At 67.2% G+C, this 17,714-nt stretch carries 18 protein-coding genes and 2 tRNA genes; 5 read left to right on the top strand and 15 right to left on the bottom strand.

What is annotated here, in order from left to right:
- The first annotated feature begins 113 nt into the window (after nucleotides 1–113).
- Entirely contained in the window at nucleotides 114–1,808 is a 1,695-nt protein-coding gene (locus AX681_RS14655; RefSeq protein ID WP_066682427.1) for an ABC transporter ATP-binding protein, read from the top strand.
- Here AX681_RS14655 and AX681_RS14650 read toward each other — a convergent pair.
- Nucleotides 1,805–2,428, bottom strand: a complete 624-nt coding sequence (locus AX681_RS14650) for a DNA-3-methyladenine glycosylase family protein (protein WP_066659289.1) — start codon at nucleotides 2,426–2,428, stop codon at nucleotides 1,805–1,807. The two genes, AX681_RS14655 and AX681_RS14650, sit on opposite strands and share 4 nt — an antisense overlap.
- A 63-nt stretch (nucleotides 2,429–2,491) precedes the next feature.
- Between AX681_RS14650 and AX681_RS14645 the strand changes: the two genes are divergently transcribed.
- Entirely contained in the window at nucleotides 2,492–2,809 is a 318-nt protein-coding gene (locus AX681_RS14645) for a 2Fe-2S iron-sulfur cluster-binding protein (RefSeq protein ID WP_066682426.1), read from the top strand.
- A 22-nt stretch (nucleotides 2,810–2,831) separates the two neighbouring features.
- Here AX681_RS14645 and AX681_RS14640 read toward each other — a convergent pair whose 3' ends face one another.
- Together AX681_RS14640 and rlmB are read right to left on the bottom strand one after the other, a co-directional pair.
- Nucleotides 2,832–3,599, bottom strand: a complete 768-nt coding sequence (locus AX681_RS14640; RefSeq protein ID WP_066662015.1) for a hypothetical protein — start codon at nucleotides 3,597–3,599, stop codon at nucleotides 2,832–2,834.
- Nucleotides 3,600–3,631: 32 nt separating this feature from the next.
- Nucleotides 3,632–4,390: a 23S rRNA (guanosine(2251)-2'-O)-methyltransferase RlmB gene (gene rlmB / locus AX681_RS14635; RefSeq protein ID WP_066662016.1), complete on the bottom strand. Its 759-nt coding sequence runs from the start codon at nucleotides 4,388–4,390 to the stop codon at nucleotides 3,632–3,634.
- 94 nt (nucleotides 4,391–4,484) lie between these two features.
- Here rlmB and AX681_RS14630 point away from each other — a divergent pair.
- Nucleotides 4,485–4,571: transfer RNA gene (locus AX681_RS14630), tRNA-Tyr, on the top strand.
- An 18-nt stretch (nucleotides 4,572–4,589) separates the two neighbouring features.
- On the opposite strand, the gene AX681_RS14625 is transcribed toward AX681_RS14630, so the two are convergent.
- The 7 genes from AX681_RS14625 to lnt form a co-directional block, all read right to left on the bottom strand.
- The gene (locus AX681_RS14625; protein WP_066662023.1) at nucleotides 4,590–4,814 is read right to left on the bottom strand and encodes a hypothetical protein; all 225 of its coding nucleotides are present in this window, start codon (nucleotides 4,812–4,814) and stop codon (nucleotides 4,590–4,592) included.
- Nucleotides 4,815–4,898: 84 nt separating this feature from the next.
- Nucleotides 4,899–4,972, bottom strand: a tRNA-Gly gene (locus AX681_RS14620).
- A 95-nt stretch (nucleotides 4,973–5,067) separates the two neighbouring features.
- Nucleotides 5,068–5,748 carry a tRNA (guanine(46)-N(7))-methyltransferase TrmB gene (gene trmB / locus AX681_RS14615; RefSeq protein ID WP_066662049.1) on the bottom strand — a complete coding sequence of 227 codons (681 nt, stop codon included), beginning with the start codon at nucleotides 5,746–5,748 and terminating at the stop codon, nucleotides 5,068–5,070.
- Between the two features lie 68 nt (nucleotides 5,749–5,816).
- On the bottom strand, nucleotides 5,817–6,569 hold the full coding sequence (locus AX681_RS14610; protein WP_231733783.1) for an EAL domain-containing protein: 753 nt from the start codon (nucleotides 6,567–6,569) through the stop codon (nucleotides 5,817–5,819).
- A 106-nt stretch (nucleotides 6,570–6,675) separates the two neighbouring features.
- Nucleotides 6,676–8,061, bottom strand: coding sequence for an RNB domain-containing ribonuclease (locus tag AX681_RS14605; protein WP_066662027.1), 1,386 nt, complete (start codon nucleotides 8,059–8,061; stop codon nucleotides 6,676–6,678).
- A gap of 87 nt (nucleotides 8,062–8,148) precedes the next feature.
- A complete protein-coding gene (metK, locus tag AX681_RS14600) occupies nucleotides 8,149–9,360 on the bottom strand; it encodes a methionine adenosyltransferase (protein ID WP_066662029.1) in 1,212 nt (403 codons plus the stop codon).
- 84 nt (nucleotides 9,361–9,444) lie between these two features.
- Complete coding sequence (gene lnt, locus AX681_RS14595; RefSeq protein WP_066662030.1) at nucleotides 9,445–11,007, bottom strand: apolipoprotein N-acyltransferase; 1,563 nt, start codon at nucleotides 11,005–11,007, stop codon at nucleotides 9,445–9,447.
- 79 nt (nucleotides 11,008–11,086) lie between these two features.
- On the opposite strand from lnt, the gene AX681_RS14590 reads away from it, so the two are divergent.
- Nucleotides 11,087–11,389 carry a polyhydroxyalkanoic acid system family protein gene (locus tag AX681_RS14590; protein WP_066662057.1) on the top strand — a complete coding sequence of 101 codons (303 nt, stop codon included), beginning with the start codon at nucleotides 11,087–11,089 and terminating at the stop codon, nucleotides 11,387–11,389.
- A 47-nt stretch (nucleotides 11,390–11,436) separates the two neighbouring features.
- Entirely contained in the window at nucleotides 11,437–11,685 is a 249-nt protein-coding gene (locus tag AX681_RS14585; RefSeq protein WP_156442826.1) for a hypothetical protein, read from the top strand.
- On the opposite strand, the gene AX681_RS14580 is transcribed toward AX681_RS14585, so the two are convergent.
- The 5 genes from AX681_RS14580 to AX681_RS14560 form a co-directional block, all read right to left on the bottom strand.
- Entirely contained in the window at nucleotides 11,679–13,016 is a 1,338-nt protein-coding gene (locus AX681_RS14580) for a PQQ-dependent sugar dehydrogenase (protein WP_066662035.1), read from the bottom strand. The two genes, AX681_RS14585 and AX681_RS14580, sit on opposite strands and share 7 nt — an antisense overlap.
- A gap of 4 nt (nucleotides 13,017–13,020) precedes the next feature.
- Nucleotides 13,021–13,929: a hemolysin family protein gene (locus AX681_RS14575; RefSeq protein ID WP_066662059.1), complete on the bottom strand. Its 909-nt coding sequence runs from the start codon at nucleotides 13,927–13,929 to the stop codon at nucleotides 13,021–13,023.
- An 8-nt stretch (nucleotides 13,930–13,937) separates the two neighbouring features.
- Nucleotides 13,938–14,447, bottom strand: coding sequence for an rRNA maturation RNase YbeY (ybeY, locus tag AX681_RS14570; protein ID WP_066662038.1), 510 nt, complete (start codon nucleotides 14,445–14,447; stop codon nucleotides 13,938–13,940).
- Nucleotides 14,440–15,444, bottom strand: coding sequence for a PhoH family protein (locus AX681_RS14565; protein ID WP_066662040.1), 1,005 nt, complete (start codon nucleotides 15,442–15,444; stop codon nucleotides 14,440–14,442). Before AX681_RS14565 ends, ybeY begins: the two co-directional genes overlap by 8 nt.
- 254 nt (nucleotides 15,445–15,698) lie before the next feature.
- A complete protein-coding gene (locus AX681_RS14560; RefSeq protein WP_066662047.1) occupies nucleotides 15,699–17,573 on the bottom strand; it encodes a M61 family metallopeptidase in 1,875 nt (624 codons plus the stop codon).
- Nucleotides 17,574–17,714: the final 141 nt, after the last annotated feature.

The following is a 17,714-nucleotide window of genomic DNA, read 5'->3' as shown; positions in this document are numbered from 1 at the left end:
GGGTCTTCATCTCCGGTTGGCGTGCCCCCTATTGGCGCAGTGCAACGCCGGTTTCCAGTCCGCGCCGCGCAAAGTCGGTTGCCCTTTGCGCAAAGCACGGCACAAGCACCGGCATGAGCGCTTCCGCACCGCCCACCGCAGCCGCTGCCGGACGGCAGACGATCGCCTTTGCCGCCAGCCTGGTTCGTCAGGCGGGGCGCAGCGGAGCGGTCGCCGTCTTCTGGGTCGCGGCGGGCGCGGTGCTGGAGGGGCTGGGGCTGGCGCTGCTGGTGCCCCTGATCGGGCTGATCGTCGCGCCCGGCAGCGCGCTGGTCTGGCTGCCCGGCTGGCTGGGCAGCGATCCGAACGCGCGGCTCGCGGCGCTGGTCGCGGTGTTCGTGGCGGTGATGGTGGTGCGCGCGCTGGTGCTGCGCAAGCGCGACATGACGCTGTTCGATGTCCAGACCGCTTATACGCTCGATCTGCGCGGCACGGTGGTCAACGCGCTGGCATCGGCACCGTGGGAGCGGTTGGCGGGGGTTGAACATGCCCGGATCACCAGCCTGCTGACCAGCGATATTGCGCGGATCGGCGTCGCCTCGCACTATATCTCGATGTCGCTGGTGGCGGTCGCGATGCTCGTCATCCAGCTTTTCGTCGCGCTGGCGCTGGCACCGCTGTTCGCGATCGCCGCGCTCGGTGGGCTCGGCTTGCTCGCGCTGCTGGTCAATCGCCGCAGCGGCGACAGCGCCGCACTGGGCGCGCGCATGGTCGACAAGAACCGCGCGCTGATGGGCAGTTCCACCTCGTTCTTAGCCGGGCTCAAAGCCTCGGCGGCGCAGGATGCCAGCCTCGGCTTCGCGGCCGAATTCGATTCGGCGCAGCGCGCGGCAGCGGGGGAGCAGCGCGGCTTCATGGTCGCCCAGTCCACGGCGCGGACCTGGTTCGGCATCGGCACCGCCTTTGCCGCGGCGGGGGTGCTGACCGGCGGCGTGCTGCTGCAGGTGCCACCGACCACATTGGTTGTCCTCGCGCTGATCTTTTCGCGCATGGCGCCGCTGGCGATGCAGCTGCAGCAATCGGCGCAGCAGCTGCTGCATCTAGGCGCCAGCTATGGCGCGGTCCAGGCGGCACTGTCCGAGCTCGGCGACGCGAACGCCGCACGCAGTGGCGCGGTCGCGCTCCCGCCGGGTCCGATCAGGCTCGATTCGGTCAGCTATCGCCATCCGTCGGGCGCGGGGCTGGCCGATGTGTCGCTGGAGATCGGTCAGGGCGAGCTGGTCGGCATCGCCGGCCCTTCGGGCGGTGGCAAGACGACGCTGATCGACCTGATCTCCGGCCTGCTCGTCCCGCAATCGGGGACGGTAACGGTGGGTGGCGTGGCGCTGCCTCCCGGCGGCTGGGGCGCGGCGATCGGCTATGTCCCGCAGGACGCATTCCTGTTCCACGATACCGTCCGCCGCAATCTCGACTGGGGCGACAGCGCGATCGATGACGCGATGCTGATGGAGGCGCTGACCATCGCCGGTGCGGCCGAGCGGGTCGCCGCCATGCCGCGCGGTCTCGACACGATCATCGGCGAGCGTGGCGCGCTGCTGTCCGGCGGCGAGCGTCAGCGGCTGGCGATTGCGCGCGCGATTCTGCGCTGCCCGCGCCTGCTGGTCCTGGACGAAGCCACCGCCGCGCTCGATCCCGCGAGCGAGGAGGCGGTGCTCGACCGCCTCGCCGCGCTCGAACCGCGCCCGACGATCCTGATCGTCGCGCACCGCATGGAAACCCTGTCCCGCTGCCCCCGCGCGCTACACGTCGAGGGCGGCAGGCTCATCTAGATCGCGGCCATATCCGCCTTGTAATGGTGCCACGCGAGGATTGCGGCGGCGCCGCGATGCGGGCGCCAGGCCTCGGCAATCTCGCGGGTCAGCTTTTCCGACGGGCGCTCGTCATGGCCCATGATCCGCCCGACCTCGATCTGCACCGCCAGATCGCCGGCGGGCCAGATGTCGCGGCGACCCTCGGCGAATAGCAGATAGATTTCGGCCGACCAGCGCCCGATCCCCTTGACGCGCACCAGCTGCGCGATCGCCTCCTCGTCATCGGCGGGCAGCGCGGCGAGGTCGAGCCTCCCGCTCGACACCTCATCCGCCAGGCTCTTGGCATAGCTCGCCTTTTGCCGCGACAGGCCGGCGGCGCGCAGCGCGTCGTCGGGCGCGGCGGCGACGATGTCGGGCTGAGTCAGGTCGCCAATGCCCGCCGCCAGCTTGGTCCAGATCGACGCGGCCGCCGCGACGCTCACCTGCTGCCCCACGATCGTGCGCAGCAGTGTCTCATAGCCCGGTTCGCGGATGCGCGGTTCGGGATAGCCCACGCGTGCGACGGCCGCAGCGATCAGCGGTTCACGCGCGGCGATCGCATCGAGCGATTCGCGCAGCTGTTCGGCGGTCAGGCCCATCGTTCGAATCCTTGAAAGCCGCGCCGATCCCCGGCATGGGCGCAAAATACGGAGGAGAAGATCATGCCCAAGCTTATCGTCGTCACGCGCGCAGGAGAAGAACGCGAAGTGGAGGGCGAAGTGGGCCTGAGCGTCATGGAAGTGATCCGGGACAACGGGTTCGACGAACTGCTCGCTCTGTGCGGCGGTTGCTGCTCGTGCGCGACCTGCCACATCCATGTCGATCCGGAATTTGCGGCCAAACTGCCGCCGATGAGCGAGGATGAGAACGATCTGCTCGACAGCTCGTCCGACCGCACCGACACCTCGCGCCTGTCGTGCCAGATCCAGTTCACCTCGGCGCTGGACGGGCTGAAGGTCACGATCGCAGCCGAGGATTGAAGCGGGGGGCGCCGCAATCCGATCAGGATTTCGGCGCCACCTTTACCACCGCCATCGGGGCGTCCTTGCTCAGCGGGGTCGCCTTCCAGGTGATCGTGCGGCGATTGCCCTCGGTCTTTGCGCCGTCCTCGTTATTCTGGCTGACCAGCTCGCCGTCGGTGATGAGGGTGAAGGTACCGTCGAGCTTGGCATTGGCCGCGTCCGACTTGCCCTTGCCCGCCGAATCGCTGTCGCCGAATGCCGGCGCCTTGACCCGCACGATGTCCGCGCCGCGCAGTTCGACCACGACGAAGGGGAAGATCACCTCGGCATCGACGTTGAACGGCCACATGAAGCCATGGGTCAGTGCCCCGCTGATCTGGTAGTCCACCACGAACACGCCGTCGCCCTTGTAGACGACCGAGCGATACCCGGCTTCCTTGGTCAGCGCCTCCGCAATCGCCTTGAACTTGGCCTCCTTCTTGGCCGCCTCCTCGGCATCGTCCTTGGCGCTGTCCCCGTCCGTGGCGGCACCGTCCTCGTCCTGCCAGGTGGCGTCGCGCAGCCAGGCGGTGGTGGTCTTCTTTTTCTTGTCGTCGTCGTCACCCAGCCCTTTGAACGCGTCGCCCATGCCCTTGGCCATCTCGCTCGCGAGATCGACTGCAATCACCTCACCCTGATAGCTGAAGGTGAAGCTGCGATCCGCGAGGATGGTGAGGGTGGAGGTGAACTTGCCCGGGCTGAAGGCGCAGCCCACCAGCAGCACCGGGGCCAGAATCGCCAGCGCAATCCCCTTGAACCGTTCGAACATCGCCTCACTCCCCGTTGGCGCGCCCATCCGGGTCAGCGCGAGATGGCGGCGTATAGCGCGATCGCTGCCGCGTTGGATACGTTGAGGCTCTCGACCCGCGGCGAAATGGGCAGGCGCGCAAGCTCGTCGCAATGCGCCGCCGTATTGTGGCGCATCCCCTCACCTTCGGCACCGAGAACCAGCGCGGGGCGGGTGTCGCCCATCACTTCGGCCAGCGTCCCCTTGGCCTCGCCCGCCAGGCCGATCCGCCAGAATCCCGCTTCGCCGATCTCGTCGAGCGAACGGGCGAGGTTCACCACCCGCACCCATGGCACCAGCTCGAGCGCACCCGATGCCGCGCGCGCCAGCGCTCCCGATTCGGGCGGGGCATGGCGGTCCTGCGTCACGATGCCGAGCGCATCGAACGCGGCGGCCGAGCGCAGGATCGCGCCGACATTGTGCGGATCGGTGACATGGTCGAGCACCAGCAAAGGGCGACGGTCATTCGCGCCCTGCTCCAGCAAGTCGCCGAGCCAGATCTCCTCGAGCGGGTCGACCTCGATCACGATGCCCTGATGCGGCGCGTCGGACGGCACCATGCGCGCAAGATCGGCAACATCGGCATAGGTGATCGGAAGCACCGGGGGCAGCTCCAGCGCCGCCAGCGCCTCCCGCGTGCCCCACACCTTGCGCACGCGCCGCTCGGGATTGGCCAGCGCCGCGATTACGGCGTGCCGGCCCCAGAAGCGGGGACGGTTGCTGTTGCCCATAGTGCCCGATGGGCGATGCCCGCGCCGAAGTCCCTTACTCATCGGGAAACGCTAGGCGGCACAATTCGGCTGCGCAAGGCGTTGACAGCGCCGCGTCGCTTCGGCATTGGCGCGCACTCGCTTCGGCGTGCCGCATGGAAGGGTGGCCGAGTGGTTAAAGGCAGCAGACTGTAAATCTGCCCGGGTTTCCCGTACACTGGTTCGAATCCAGTCCCTTCCACCATATCTTGGCTCGCGGCGATCAGATCTGATCGTCCTTGGGCTGATGGGTCAGGCGCCGGACTTGGGGTCGCAGCATCAGCCAATCCCACACGCGCTGCCGCGCCAGCCTGCGCACGCGCCGCTGCTCGCGCCGGATACGCCGCTCGCGGGCGCGCCAGACAAGTGCAAGCATCACCACCGCAAGGACCGCGACCAGCGCGAGCGGCTGGCCATAGGACGCGATCAAGTCCCCGAACTTCGCCATGTGTGAGATTCCCCCGAATCGCATCGCGGGTATCGCGTTGCGATCTCTCCGTAAATCCGCACATTTACCGAATCATGTAGCGGCTGGAGCGGGTAGCGGGAATCGAACCCGCGTATTCAGCTTGGAAGGCTGCTGCACTACCATTGTGCTATACCCGCCCGCTCTGGCCGCATGGCCGCCGTCAAAGGCGCCCCGGACGCACCGGGTGAGCGCGCGCAGTGCCACGACTGCACGCCGTGGGTCAAGCGCGCGCTCAGACCCGCAGATAGCGGAAATACCAGACCTCATGCCCCTGGCGCCGCGCCTTGCGCTCGTAGCGCGTCTCGGGCCAGTCGTCGGGGCGGGTCAGGAAGTCCTTCGCCACGCGCGCCTGCCACGCGAAATCGCGGCGCTGGTTCATCACCATCATCGACCAGCGGCAATAGGTCGGATCGTCGGTGCCCAGCCGGAACTCCGCGCCGGGCTTGAGCTTCGCCGCGATCAGATCGAGCGGACCATGATTGACCATGCGGCGCTTGGCGTGGCGCGCTTTGCGCCAGGGATCGGGGTGGAGCAGATAGACGCGGTCGAGGCTGGCATCGGGCAACCGCTCGATCACATCCAGCGCGTCGCCCATGTGAAGCCGGACATTGGTAAGACTGTCATCGCGGATATGGCCCAGCGCGCCGACCACGCCGTTCAGGAAGGGCTCGCAGCCGATAAAGCCGTGGTTCGGACGCATTGCCGCCTGCCCCGCCAGATGCTCGCCCGCGCCAAAGCCGATTTCGACCTCCAACGGACGATCGTCCCCGAACAGTCGCATCGAATCGAGGGGACCGTCGCTGGGGACCGCGACGCGCGGCAAGGCTTCGTCGACCAGCGCCTGCTGACCGGCGCGCAGCTTATGTCCCTTGGCGCGGCCATAGAGGCGGCGGATCGTACTCGGATCGTTCATCGCCAGCCCCTTGGCCCAGCACATCGGACGGGGCAAGGTTTCAGCGTTGCTGAACCGGGCAACCGGCTTCAGGCAGCCGGGCGCAGCTTGGGCTGCTCGAGCACGCCGATCTGCGGTCGCGCAATGTAATAGCCCTGGAAATAGCGCACGCCGAGCGCGAGCAGCTTGTCGTAATCGGCGCGGGTTTCGACGCCTTCCGCGATCAGCCGCACCGCGCGCAACCGCGCCATTTCGATCATCTTTTCGACCAGCAGCCGGCGCGACCAGCTGGTCGACAGGCCGCGAATCAGAACGGGATCGAGCTTGATCGCGTCGGGCGTGAACCGCGACAGCAGCGCCAGCCCGACATCGCCCGATCCGAAATCGTCGAACGCAGTCTGCATGTGCATCTTGCGATGTGCCTCGATCGTTTCGGCCATGCGGCAGCCGTCGAGCCGGTCATGCTCGGCAAATTCGAACATCAGCCGTTCGGGCGGCAGGCCGGTTTCCTTGGCGACGCGCATCGTCCGTGCACTGTCGGCAAAGGGATCGGTGATGACATCGGGGAAGAAGTTGATCGACAGCAGCGCAGGCACCTTCAGGATGCCCGCGGCGACCGCCTGTTTGATCGCGGCAACGCGGCATTGCTGGTCGAATGCATAGCGGTCGGCCGGCTGGATCGAATCGATCACCTCGCGCGCAGACTCGCCCTTGGGTCCGCGCACCAGCGCTTCATAGGCATAGACCTCTCCCAGCCGGGCATCCCAGACGGGCTGGAACGCCATGGTCAGGTTGAAGTCCGGTTCGGCCATGGCCGGGGAAAGGGTCGTTTCGGTCTGCATCAGTGTCTCCACCCGCCCATCTTAGGACGGGCAAGCGGCGGATGGTTAACTGCGCCAGGGATTTTTGCGTAGCGCGCCGAATTCGGTCGCTCGTCCGGTAGCTTGGTCAGGGCATCAGTGTAAATGCGACGCTGCGCCGGGCAACGTCGGTGCCGGTGAGTCGGATGGCGATGCGGTCGCCGGGGGCCAGTCCGGCGGGATCGAGCCGGGCGGTGACGGGGAGGTCGCAGAGCTGGATGTCCGCGCCGCGCGCTTCGATGCCCGTCACCACTGCGTCGAACACCTCGCCTTCGCGGCCGGACAGCAAAGCTGCCTCGGCCATGCCGACCACGGCGCGGTCGATCTGGCCGGCACGGCTATCGGCACGGGCCATGACCTTGGGCAGGCGTGGCAAGGCCGCCGCGACATGCGCCGGCACCGCCCGGCCATTGGCGACGGCCAGCGCCGCCTCGACCACATAGCGATCGGCCAGACGACGCAGCGGCGCGGTGGCGTGGGCATAGGGGGCGGCGACGGCTGCGTGCCACGGCGTCTCGTCTGAGGCAAAGCCACGATAGCTGGCACCATTCCCTGCGCGGCGAATCGCCAGCATCAGCGTGGCGTGGCGCGGGTTCGCCGGGTCGCGTGTGCGTTCGATCTGGGTGAGCGTCGCATTGCCCGGCCAATCGATGCCGAGCGCGCGCGCCGTCAGTCGGAGCCGGGCTACGGCGCGCTCATCGGGCTCGTCCATGACCCTGAACAGCCCGGTTTCATGCGCCATCAACACGCGCGCCACCGCCATATTGCAGGCGAGCGAGAGCGCGGCGTTGCGGTCCTCGCTGGCATGGCGGGTGCGAAAGGTCAGCGTCAGGCGGCCCTCGGCGTCATGCGCCACTTCCTGCTCCGGGGGATCGATCCGCGCCGCCCCGCGCGCCGCCTCCGCCCGGATCAGCCGGTCGGTCAGCGCGGTGAAGGCCGGGGGCAGGTCGGCGTCGGTGACGCTGGCATAAGCGAGCTTGGCGCGGCTGCGGATCACCGCGCGGGTCACTGCGTCGAGCGCCACTGCACCCTCCGCATCGACCCGGATGCTGAATATGATTGCCGGGCACGGGCCATCCGGCAGCAGGCTGGCCGCGCCCTGCGACAGGATTGGCGGGTAGAGGCTGGCCTTGCCATCGGGCAGATATAATGTCTCGCCGCGCCGCCACGCTTCGTCGGCGATCGGGCCGTCAGGATCGACGAACCAGCCGATATCCGCAATCGCATAATGCAGGACGAACGTGTCCCCGACGGCCTCGATTGCGAATGCCTGATCGAGGTCGGTCGATCCGGCGGGATCGAGCGTGACGAAGGGGCGGCCGGTCCAGTCGGCGTGATCGGTTGGCGTTCGGGTCGTCGCGCGTTCCGCTGCTGCAAGGACATCGGGCGGAAAGCCGTCGGGCACCTGGAATGCGGTGCGGATCGCCGCCAGTTCGCGCGTAAGGATGCTGGTCGGATCGGCGAGGGTCTTCATCGCCTCACGCTAGCCGTGCGAGGCATAAACAAAAAGGGCGGCAGTCCGCAGACCACCGCCCGATTTGATGCCGTCAGGCGCGTTGGATCAGGCCAAAGCGGCCTTGAGATCCTCGACCAGATCGGTGCGCTCCCACGGGAAGAAGTCGCCCTCGGGCTTGCGGCCGAAATGGCCATAGGCGGCGGTGCGCGCATAGATCGGCTTGTTGAGGCCAAGATGCGTGCGGATGCCACGCGGGGTCAGGCCGCCCAGCTTCTCGATCTTGCCGATCGCTTCCTCGATCTTGTCGTCACCGACGGTGCCGGTGCCGTGCGTGTCGACATAGAGCGACAGCGGCTTGCTCACGCCGATCGCGTACGCTAGCTGGATCGTGCAGCGCTGGGCGAGGCCGGCCGCGACGATGTTCTTGGCGAGGTAGCGGGTGATGTACGCCGCCGAACGATCGACCTTGGTCGGATCCTTGCCGCTGAACGCGCCGCCGCCGTGCGGAGCCGCGCCGCCATAGGTGTCGACGATGATCTTGCGGCCGGTCAGGCCGGCGTCGCCGTCCGGGCCGCCGATTTCGAAGCTGCCGGTCGGGTTGATGTGATATTCGGTCGCGTCGCTCAGCAGCTCGGCCGGGATCACGTCGGCCACGACCTTCTTCACATAGGCCTTGAGCTCGGCTTCCTTCTCACCTTCGTCATAGCCCTTGGCGTGCTGGGTCGAGACGACGATCGCGGTGCAGGCAACGGCCTTGCTGCCCTCGTAACGCAGCGTGACTTGGCTCTTTGCGTCCGGCTCCAGGAACGGGGCCGCGCCCGAATGGCGGTCGGCGGCCATGCGCTCGAGGATCTTGTGGCTATAGTCGAGCGTCGCCGGCATCAGGTCCGGGGTATCGTTCGCGGCATAGCCGAACATGATGCCCTGGTCGCCCGCGCCTTCGTCCTTGTTGTCGCCGGCATCGACGCCCTGCGCGATATGCGCCGACTGCGGATGCAGGTTGTTCTCGAAGCGTAGCGTCTCCCAGTGGAAGCCGTCCTGCTCGTACCCGATGCGCTTGACGGTGTCGCGGACGGTCTTTTCGACCTCTTCCTTGACGCCGGGTGCCCAGTTGCCGGCTTCGTCCATGATGCCCTTGCCGCGGATTTCACCGGCGAGCACGACCAGCTGGGTGGTGGTCAGCGTTTCGCACGCGATGCGTGCTTCGGGGTCCTTGGACAGGAACAGGTCGACGATAGCGTCGGAAATCTGGTCCGAAACCTTGTCCGGATGGCCTTCGGAAACCGATTCGGACGTGAAGAGATAGCTGGAACGCATGGTTATCCTCAAAAAAGGCCGGGCCGTTGCCATGCCCGGCTGGGGGTAAGGAAAGATATAAAGCTTTCCTTATATCGCGCCGCCCTAGCGGGCGAAGCGGCGGAAGGCAATGGCGATGGCGAGCAGCAGTGCCGCGACGAGCGCCGCCGCAAGATTGCCGATGCGCGCGAACAGGGTCGGGGGCAGGGCGGTCGGCATCGGCGCTTCGATCGCCTTCGCCTCGCCCATGCCCGCTGCGGCGACGATTCCGCCGCGCGCGTCGATGATCGCGGAGATGCCGGTGGGCGTGGCGCGCAGGATCGGCAGTCCCTCTTCGATCGCGCGCATCCGTGCCTGCGCCAGATGCTGTGGCGGCCCCCAGGCGCCGAACCAAGCGTCGTTGGACGGGTTGAACAGGATCGCGGGGCGGTTGGCCGCATCGACCGTCTGGCCCGAGAAGATGATCTCGTAACAGATCTGCATGCCCACTTTGCCAAAGCCGGGGACGGTCATTGTCTGCGGGCCGGGGCCGGGCTCGAAATCGATCTCGCCCGCCACCAGCCGCGACAGGCCGAGCGGCTCGAGGATCGTGCGCATCGGCAGATACTCGCCATAGGGGACGAGATGCGCCTTGTCGTAGCGGCCCAGAATCGCTCCGCTGGCGTCGATCGCGAACACCGAATTGGTCGCCGCGTCGAGCTTGGTATCACCCTTGAACAAAAGCCCGGTGCTGCCGACCAGCGCGATATCCTTTGGCCCCAGCGTCTGGACGATCATCCGGCGGACGGTGCGGGGATCGTTCTTCGCGTACCAGGCGGCGGGATAACCCTCCTCGATCCAGTAATCGACCGTCCCTTCGGGCCAGACGATCAGGCGCGGAACCGGGCCGCCGGGCAGAATGGTGGCGGTATCGTTGGACAGACGGATCAGCTCGCTCAGCGCCTTCTCGGCATAACTGCCGTCGAGGACCGTCTCCTGCCCGACATTGGGCTGGAGCACGCGGACGATCGGGCGGGCTGATTCGATCGCTGACGGGGTTTGGCGGATGTCGATTCCGGTGAGCGCCAGCAAAGCGACCGCAACCGCGATGCCGGCGGGGAAGCGCCAGTGTCGCTGGCTGGCGAGCAGCAGAGCGCCGGCGACCACGATCGTAAGGCCCGACAGCGCATAGGTGCCGATCCAGCTCGCCGTCTGCGCTACGCCCGGGACCGGCAGCCAGATCACCCCGAGCGGGTTCCACGGATAGCCGGTGAACAGCACCGCGCGCAGATATTCAGCCACGATCCACGCCGCGCCCGCGACCAGCACGAAGGGCAGATCGAGCTTGCGCCGCTGCCCGAATCGCCACGCCAGCCCCATCGCCAGCGCCGGATAGATGGCGAGGTAGAGCGCGAGCAGGACCACGGCGACATAGCCGAGCTCGGCCGGCATCTTGTCCTGATAGGTGAAGGCGTGCTGGATCCAGTTGTTGCCGACGGTGAAATGGCCAAGCCCGAACAGCCAGCCGCGCAGCAGCGCCTGCTTCAGGCTCGGCGCCTCATGCGTCAGGCGCAACAGGATGGCGAAGCAGACGAGGCCGACCACCCACCAGTCGAGCGGGGCAAAGGCGGCGGCGGAGACGGCGCCGGTCAGCAGCGCGATCAGGCGGGGACGGGGCAGGACGAACATCGCCCGCAGCTATCGCGCCTGACCGTGACAGATACAAGCGTGGCGCGTATTATGTGATCAGTACACTTGAGGAATGAACATGCCCGAACCCGTCATTGTCGATATCCCGCACAAGCTTGGCCGTGAGGCGGCGCGGGCGCGGATTGCGGGCGGGGTTGGCAAGATCGGGTCGATGTTCCCCGGCGGTGGTACCGTGGATGAGCGGTGGGACGGCGATACGCTGCACTTTACCGTCAGCGCGCTGGGGCAGAGCGTTGCGAGTCGGCTCGAGATCCACGACGCGCATGTCCATGCCGAGGTCGACCTGCCGCCGATGCTGGCGCTGTTCGCGGGCAAGATCCGCGAGAAGTTGCTGCAGGAAGCGCCCAAGCTGCTGAAATAGGGAACCGCGCTTCGGCCTCGTGGTTTTTTGCCTTGAGGAGACACGCGATGAACCGATCGCCCCGCCCATGGCCGATGATTGCCATCGCACTGCTTGCCACCGGTGGACTGGGCAGCTGCGCCGGGACGGTCGCAGCGCATTATACGGTGACCGGCATGCTCCCGCTCGCGCCGTCCGGCGGAGTACCGGATTACCAGGCCGAGCTGCGTGCGAGCGAGGCGGTGGCTGAGGCCGGCACCGGCTGGGGCGAGGAGGCGGGCTATTCCGACCTGTCCTACGCCGCCGCCGATTACTGAGCCGGAGCGCTCACCCGCCAGATCGTGTTGCCGACATCGTCCGCGACCAGCAGCGCGCCGGTGCGGTCCGCCGTCACCCCGACCGGGCGCCCCTGCGCCTTGCCCTTGGCGTCGAGGAAGCCGGTGAGGACATCGACCGGCTTGGCATCGGGTACCGGCAGCCCGCGCTCGCCGAACGGCACGAACACGACCTTATAGCCAGACGCAGGCACGCGGTTCCACGATCCGTGCAGGCCGACGAACGCGCCCTTGGCGAACGCGCTGCCCAGCTTGATGTCGGTCGCAAAGGTCAGTCCGAGCGGCGCGGTGTGCGGGCCCATCGCGTAGCTCGGACGCGCGCTATATTCGCGCAGGTCGGGCCGCTCGGGCTGGACCCGCTTGTCGACATATCCGCCCCAGTAATTCCACGGCCAGCCAAAGAACTGCCCGAGCGTCACTTGCGTCAGATAATCGGGCGGACCGTCCGACCCGAGCATGTCGCGCTCATTCACCACGGTCCACAGCCGCCCGGTTTCCGGGTGCAGCGCCAGGCCGATGGGATTGCGCAAGCCCGCGGCAAAAATGCGGAAGCGCTTGGTCTGCGGATCAACCTCGAGGATCGTTGCGCGGTTCTTTTCGACGTCGAGGCCCTTTTCGGCGATGTTCGATGCCGAACCGACGCTGACCAGCAGCTTGCCCTCCGGCCCGGCGATCACGTCGCGAGTCCAGTGGTTGCCGCCGCCGGGCAGGTCGACGACCTTCTCGCCCTTGCCGGTGATCTTGGTTTCGCCCGGCTTGAACGGGAAGCGGATCAGCGCGTTGTGATTTGCGACGTACAGCGTCTCCCCGACCAACACCATGCCGAAGGGCGAATCGAGGCCATTGTCGGCGGTTAGCAGCACCGAGCGCGCTTCCGCCACGCCATCGCCATCCATGTCGCGCAGCAGGGTGATGCGGTTCGCCGAAGGGACACCGGCGCCGGCGCGGTTCATCAGCGTCTTCATCACCCAGTTGGTGATGCCCCCCTCCTCGCGCGGTGGGGAGTTGCTTTCGGCAACCAGGACATCGCCATTGGGCAGGCGATAGAGCCAGCGCGGATGATCGAGCCCGGTGGCAAAGGCGTTGACCGCCAGCCCCTTGGCCGCGACCGGCTTGGCGCCTGCGGGCCAGCCCACCGCCTCGGCGATCTTGACCGTCGGGATCGTCTGCTCGCGCGGATCGACCAGCTTGGGTCGCACCCCGCTCGTCGCCTCGACGCTCAGCTGCGCGACGTCCGGTCGCGTCGCGAACCAGTAGGTGCCGCCGCCGATGACGACGATGGCGGCGGTGGCGATCAGGAGTTTGCGGCGCACTGGTTTAATCCTCGACTTCGGCTAATTCTTCGGGCGGGTGCAGGCGCAGGCGGCGGACGCGGGTGGCGTCGGCCTCGAGCACTTCGAGCGTCCAGCCGCTGGGGTGTTTCAGGCATTCGCCCGCTTCGGGCACATGACCGGCGAGGATGAAGGCGAGGCCGCCGAGCGTCTCGATATCCTCCTCGACCTCGCCCAGCCGGGGGTCGATCGCCGCGGCGACATCCTCCAGCTCGGCGCGGGCATCGGCGTCCCAGCCGCCATTGTCGAGCGGGACCCACAAAGCCTCGGGCGCGTCGTCATGCTCGTCGTCGATCTCGCCGACGATTTCCTCGACCAGATCCTCGATCGTGATTAGCCCTTCGGTCCCCGAATATTCGTCGAGCACGATGGCGAGGTGCGTGCGGCTCGCCTGCATCTGGGCGAGCAGGTCGAGCGTGCCCATCGATTGCGGGACATAGAGCGGCTGGCGCATCAGATCGGTGATCTTCGAGGGCGGCCCGGCGCCGGCGGCGAGGACGGCGAACACGTCCTTGACGTGGATCATACCGATGACGCGGTCGAGCTTCTCGCGATAGACGGGCAGACGGCTATGCCCCGCTTCGGCAAAGATCTGGACGAGTTCGGCAAAGCTGGTCGCTTCGTCGACCGCGATGATGTCGGCACGCGGCACGCCGACATCGCCCGCGTCACGCTCACCGAAATGAAGGAGATTGCGGAGCATCTTGCGCTCGAGCGGCGAGAGGTCGCCCTTGGCGGACTTGCCGTCGCCATCGGCCTCGTCGATCGCGTCCTCGATACGCTCACGCAGGGTTTCGTTCTGCTCTTCGCCGAAGAGCAGCGCGCGAAGGCCGCGCCATATTCCGCCTTCGCTACTACTGTCGCCGTTCCCGTTGCTACTGGGGCCGTCCGTCATGTTGGCGTTCATTCCTCGCGTATCAGATAGGGGTCAGGGATCCCCAGAGTTGCGAGCGCGGCGCGCTCCATCGACTCCATCGCTTCGGCTTCGGAATCCCCCTGATGGTCGTAACCTAGCAAATGCAGCACCCCGTGGACAATCAGGTGCGTGGCATGCTGCTCGACCGTGAAGCCCTTTTCCTCGGCCTCGCGCGCGCAGACGCCATGCGCGAGGATGATGTCGCCCAGGATCACCTCGCCATCGTCGCTGTTCTGGGTCAGCGATTCGATCAGGTCGGGTTCGATCATCGGAAAGGACAGGACGTTGGTCGGCTTGTCCTTCTGCCGGTATTGCGCGTTGAGCTGATGCACCTCGGCATCGTCGGTCAGGCGGACCGCGACCTCGATCGCCGCATCGCTGGTGGCGAGATAGCCATAGGGGGTCTGCGCGACCGCGGCGGCAGCGGCCTTGGCGCCGATCGCGTCCCAGTCGCGTTCGGGCCAGCCGGGTTCGGTCTGGACGGCGACGTCAAGCATGCTCGTTCTCATACGCATCGACGATGCGGCCGACGATCGGGTGGCGGACGACGTCGCCGATGCCGAAGCGGACAAAGGCCATGCCCTCGATCCCTTCCAGTTTGTTGACCGCGTCGTTGAGGCCGCTCGCCGAGGGACCGCCGGGCAGGTCGGTCTGCTTGGGGTCGCCGCACACCACCATGCGGCTGTTCTGGCCGAAGCGGGTGAGGAACATCTTCATCTGCATCGGCGTGGTATTCTGCGCTTCGTCCAGGATGACGAAGGCGTCGGCCAGGGTGCGGCCGCGCATGAAGGCGATCGGGGCGATCTCGATCTCGCCCGATGCGATGCGCCGCTCGACCTGTTCGGCCGGCAGGCAGTCATAGAGCGCGTCGTAGAGCGGGCGCAGATAGGGGTCGACCTTGTCCTTCATGTCGCCGGGGAGGAAGCCCAGCCGCTCGCCCGCCTCGACCGCCGGGCGGGAGAGGATCAGGCGCTTGACCGACCCGGTGATGAGCTGTGCCACCGCCTGCGCCACCGCGAGATAGGTCTTGCCGGTGCCCGCCGGGCCGAGTGCGAAGATGATGTCGTTGGACACCAAAGCGCGCATATAGGTCGTCTGGGTCAGCGAGCGCGGGACGATCGTCTTGTTGCGCGTGCGGATCATGATGGGCGGGGCCGTGCCCTCGTCATTCTCCGCGCGGACGATCCCGGTCAGCATCGGTTCGGTCGCCATCGCGATCACCGCGTCGATCAGCCCGGTGTCGATCGCCTCGCCCCGGATCACCCGGCTGTGCAGTTCGATGAGCACTTCGCGGGCGTGCGCGACGGCCTCGGCGCTCCCCTCGATCACCACGCGCTGGCCGCGCGCATGGATATAGACGCCGAGCCGCTCCTCGAGCGTGAGGATGTTGCTGTCATATTCGCCGAACAATTGCGGGAGCAGCTGCGGGCGGTCGAAATTCACCTCGACGCGGGCGCGCTGGCCGTGCTGGGCGGGGACGGGCTTGCGGCTCATGCGGTCCTTTCGCGGGATAGATTGTCACGATGGCGCGCATCGTTCGGCGTCAGCATTGCCTGACGATTCTGACAAAAATGCGCGTGTGGGGGCGACAGCGGGCCATGATGGGCCGAACCGGTGTGCAGCGCGGAGGTTCCGTTTCGCATGTCGTCCCGAGAGGATGGCAGAGCAGGGCCTTGTAGGACAGCGGAAATCGCCGCCCCGACGCCGATTGGCACCGAGGGTGACGCAGCCGCGCAACAGTGGGATGCCTAGTCGCTGCCCAGCCAAGCCCGCCGGAACGCGATTTGTGCGGGGGTCGGCGTGCCGCCTGTCCTTTCGAGCGCCATGATCGCCAGCTTCGGGTCGGCCTGCGGGGTGAGCGTGGCGCTTCCCGGTCCCGCGCGCGTCGCGAAGGTGATCGCGGCAGGCTGGCCGGGCTTGAGCGCGGCGAGCGCGGTGCGGAAGTCGGCGGGGGTAGCGATCGGCTTGCCGTCGAGCGCGGTGATGGTGTCGCCGCGCGTCAGGCCGGCGGCGTAAAGCGGGCTGCCGGGGACGGGGATTTCGCCGAGGCGGACTGGCTCGTCACCGCCGCCGGTGACGTTGCTCGTACCAATCCAGGCGCGGCTGGCGTCGGCCGGGCGCAGCACGAGTCCCGCCTTGGCCAGCAACGGCGCGAAATCGGGCAGGGCGCTGCCGCGGATATGCGCGTCGAAGAACGCCTTCGCGAAGGCCGGGTCGCGAGTGAGTTCGGCAAGGCCCGCTTCGAGATCCGCGGGGGTATAGGGTTTGGCCGGCGCGAAGTTGCGCTGCGCCGCGCCGTTCCGCTGCCACAGGTGACGCATATAGGCGTCGAGATCGCTGCCGCGCTGGCGCAGGGTCAGGTCGAGCGCGAGCGCGACGACCGCGCCATAGGGATAGTAGGACGCGAAGATCCGTTCATTCACCGGGTCGATCGACGCGGCGGCGTCGACGAACGGCGCGCGCAGGCTCATTTCCTGTGGCGAGCCATAGCGGCGGGCGGAATTGTTGACGATGAAGTCGAGCGTCCCGCCGAGGCTGGCGAGATAGGCGTCGAGCGGCATTTCGCCCGAGCGGCGGATCGCCAGCGGGCCGTAATATTGGGTGAAGCCTTCCGCGAACCACAGGGATGGCGTCGGATCGGCCTGGGTGAAGTCGAACGGTTCCAGCTCGGCCGGGCGCAGCCGCTCCACATTCCAGGCGTGGATGAACTCGTGGCTGAGCGTGCCGAGTTGAGCGAAATTGCCCGCTGCCAGCGAGCGCGACTGGCTGATGATGGTGGAGTTGCGATGCTCCATCCCGTCGCCGCTGATCTGCGGCACATAATCAGCGATGAAGGTGTAGGTGCCGAAATCGAAATCCGGCGCGGTGCCGAAGATGCGGATTTGCTCCGCGACGACCTTCTTGGCCTTCTCCGCATAGGCGTCGATGGTTTCGGGGGTGTCGGCGCTGTGCACGGCGAGGCGGATCGTCTGGGTCTTGCCGCCCGAGCTGATCGTCCATTCGCGTAAGTGATGGTCCGACAGCTCGGTCGGGCTGTCGAGCAGATACTGGAGATGCGGCGCCCAGAAGGTGGTGGCGCTGCCGCTGACCGGGGCAAGCTGGGTCGCGATCTTCCATTTCGGGTCGGCCGGGCGGAAGGTGACGCGGATCGGGCGGTCGTCATAGCCCGCCGCCCAGATCAGCGTCGCCGGCATGTTGAGATGCGCGTGGGTCTGGTCGATCTGGCTATAGGTGCCGTCGCCGCGGTCGCCATAGAGGGTGTAGGAAAAGGTGACGGTGCCGTCATGGCCGCTGACCCGCCAGCTATAGGGATCGCTGCGGTCGATCTTGAGGGTGCGGCCGGCGCCGTCCTTGGCGGAGACCGAATAGACGTTCTTGGCGAATTCATGGATCGCGTAGCGGCCGGGGGAGGAGCGGGCCATGCGGAACTCGACCGCGCCGGGCTTGAGATCGCGATAGGTGACCGCGATCCGCGCCTCACGCTGCGCGGCATTGTCGAAGCTGAGCTCGTAGGAGACCGGGGCGTTGGGGCCGGGGTCCTGGGCCTGCTGGGCCAGTGCGGTGGTGGCGAGGAGGAACGGGGCGGCGAGCGCGAACAGGCGCGCGGTCGAGATCAGATGCATCGGGGGAAGGTGGCGGAGTGGGTGGGGCGTGTCCAGACCAGCTACCAATTCCTCCCCCAGCTTGCTGGGGCAGGGGGACCGCCGAAGGCGGTGGAGGGGCCGCCCTCGCAGAGGGCGGAATTTTGTCGAGCTGCTTCCGGC

Origin of the sequence: Sphingomonas sp. CCH9-E2, assembly GCF_001557215.1 — a bacterium.
Taxonomy (GTDB): domain Bacteria; phylum Pseudomonadota; class Alphaproteobacteria; order Sphingomonadales; family Sphingomonadaceae; genus Sphingomonas.
Note: the sequence above shows the minus strand (reverse complement) of the source record. Positions and strands in the feature narration are given on the sequence as shown.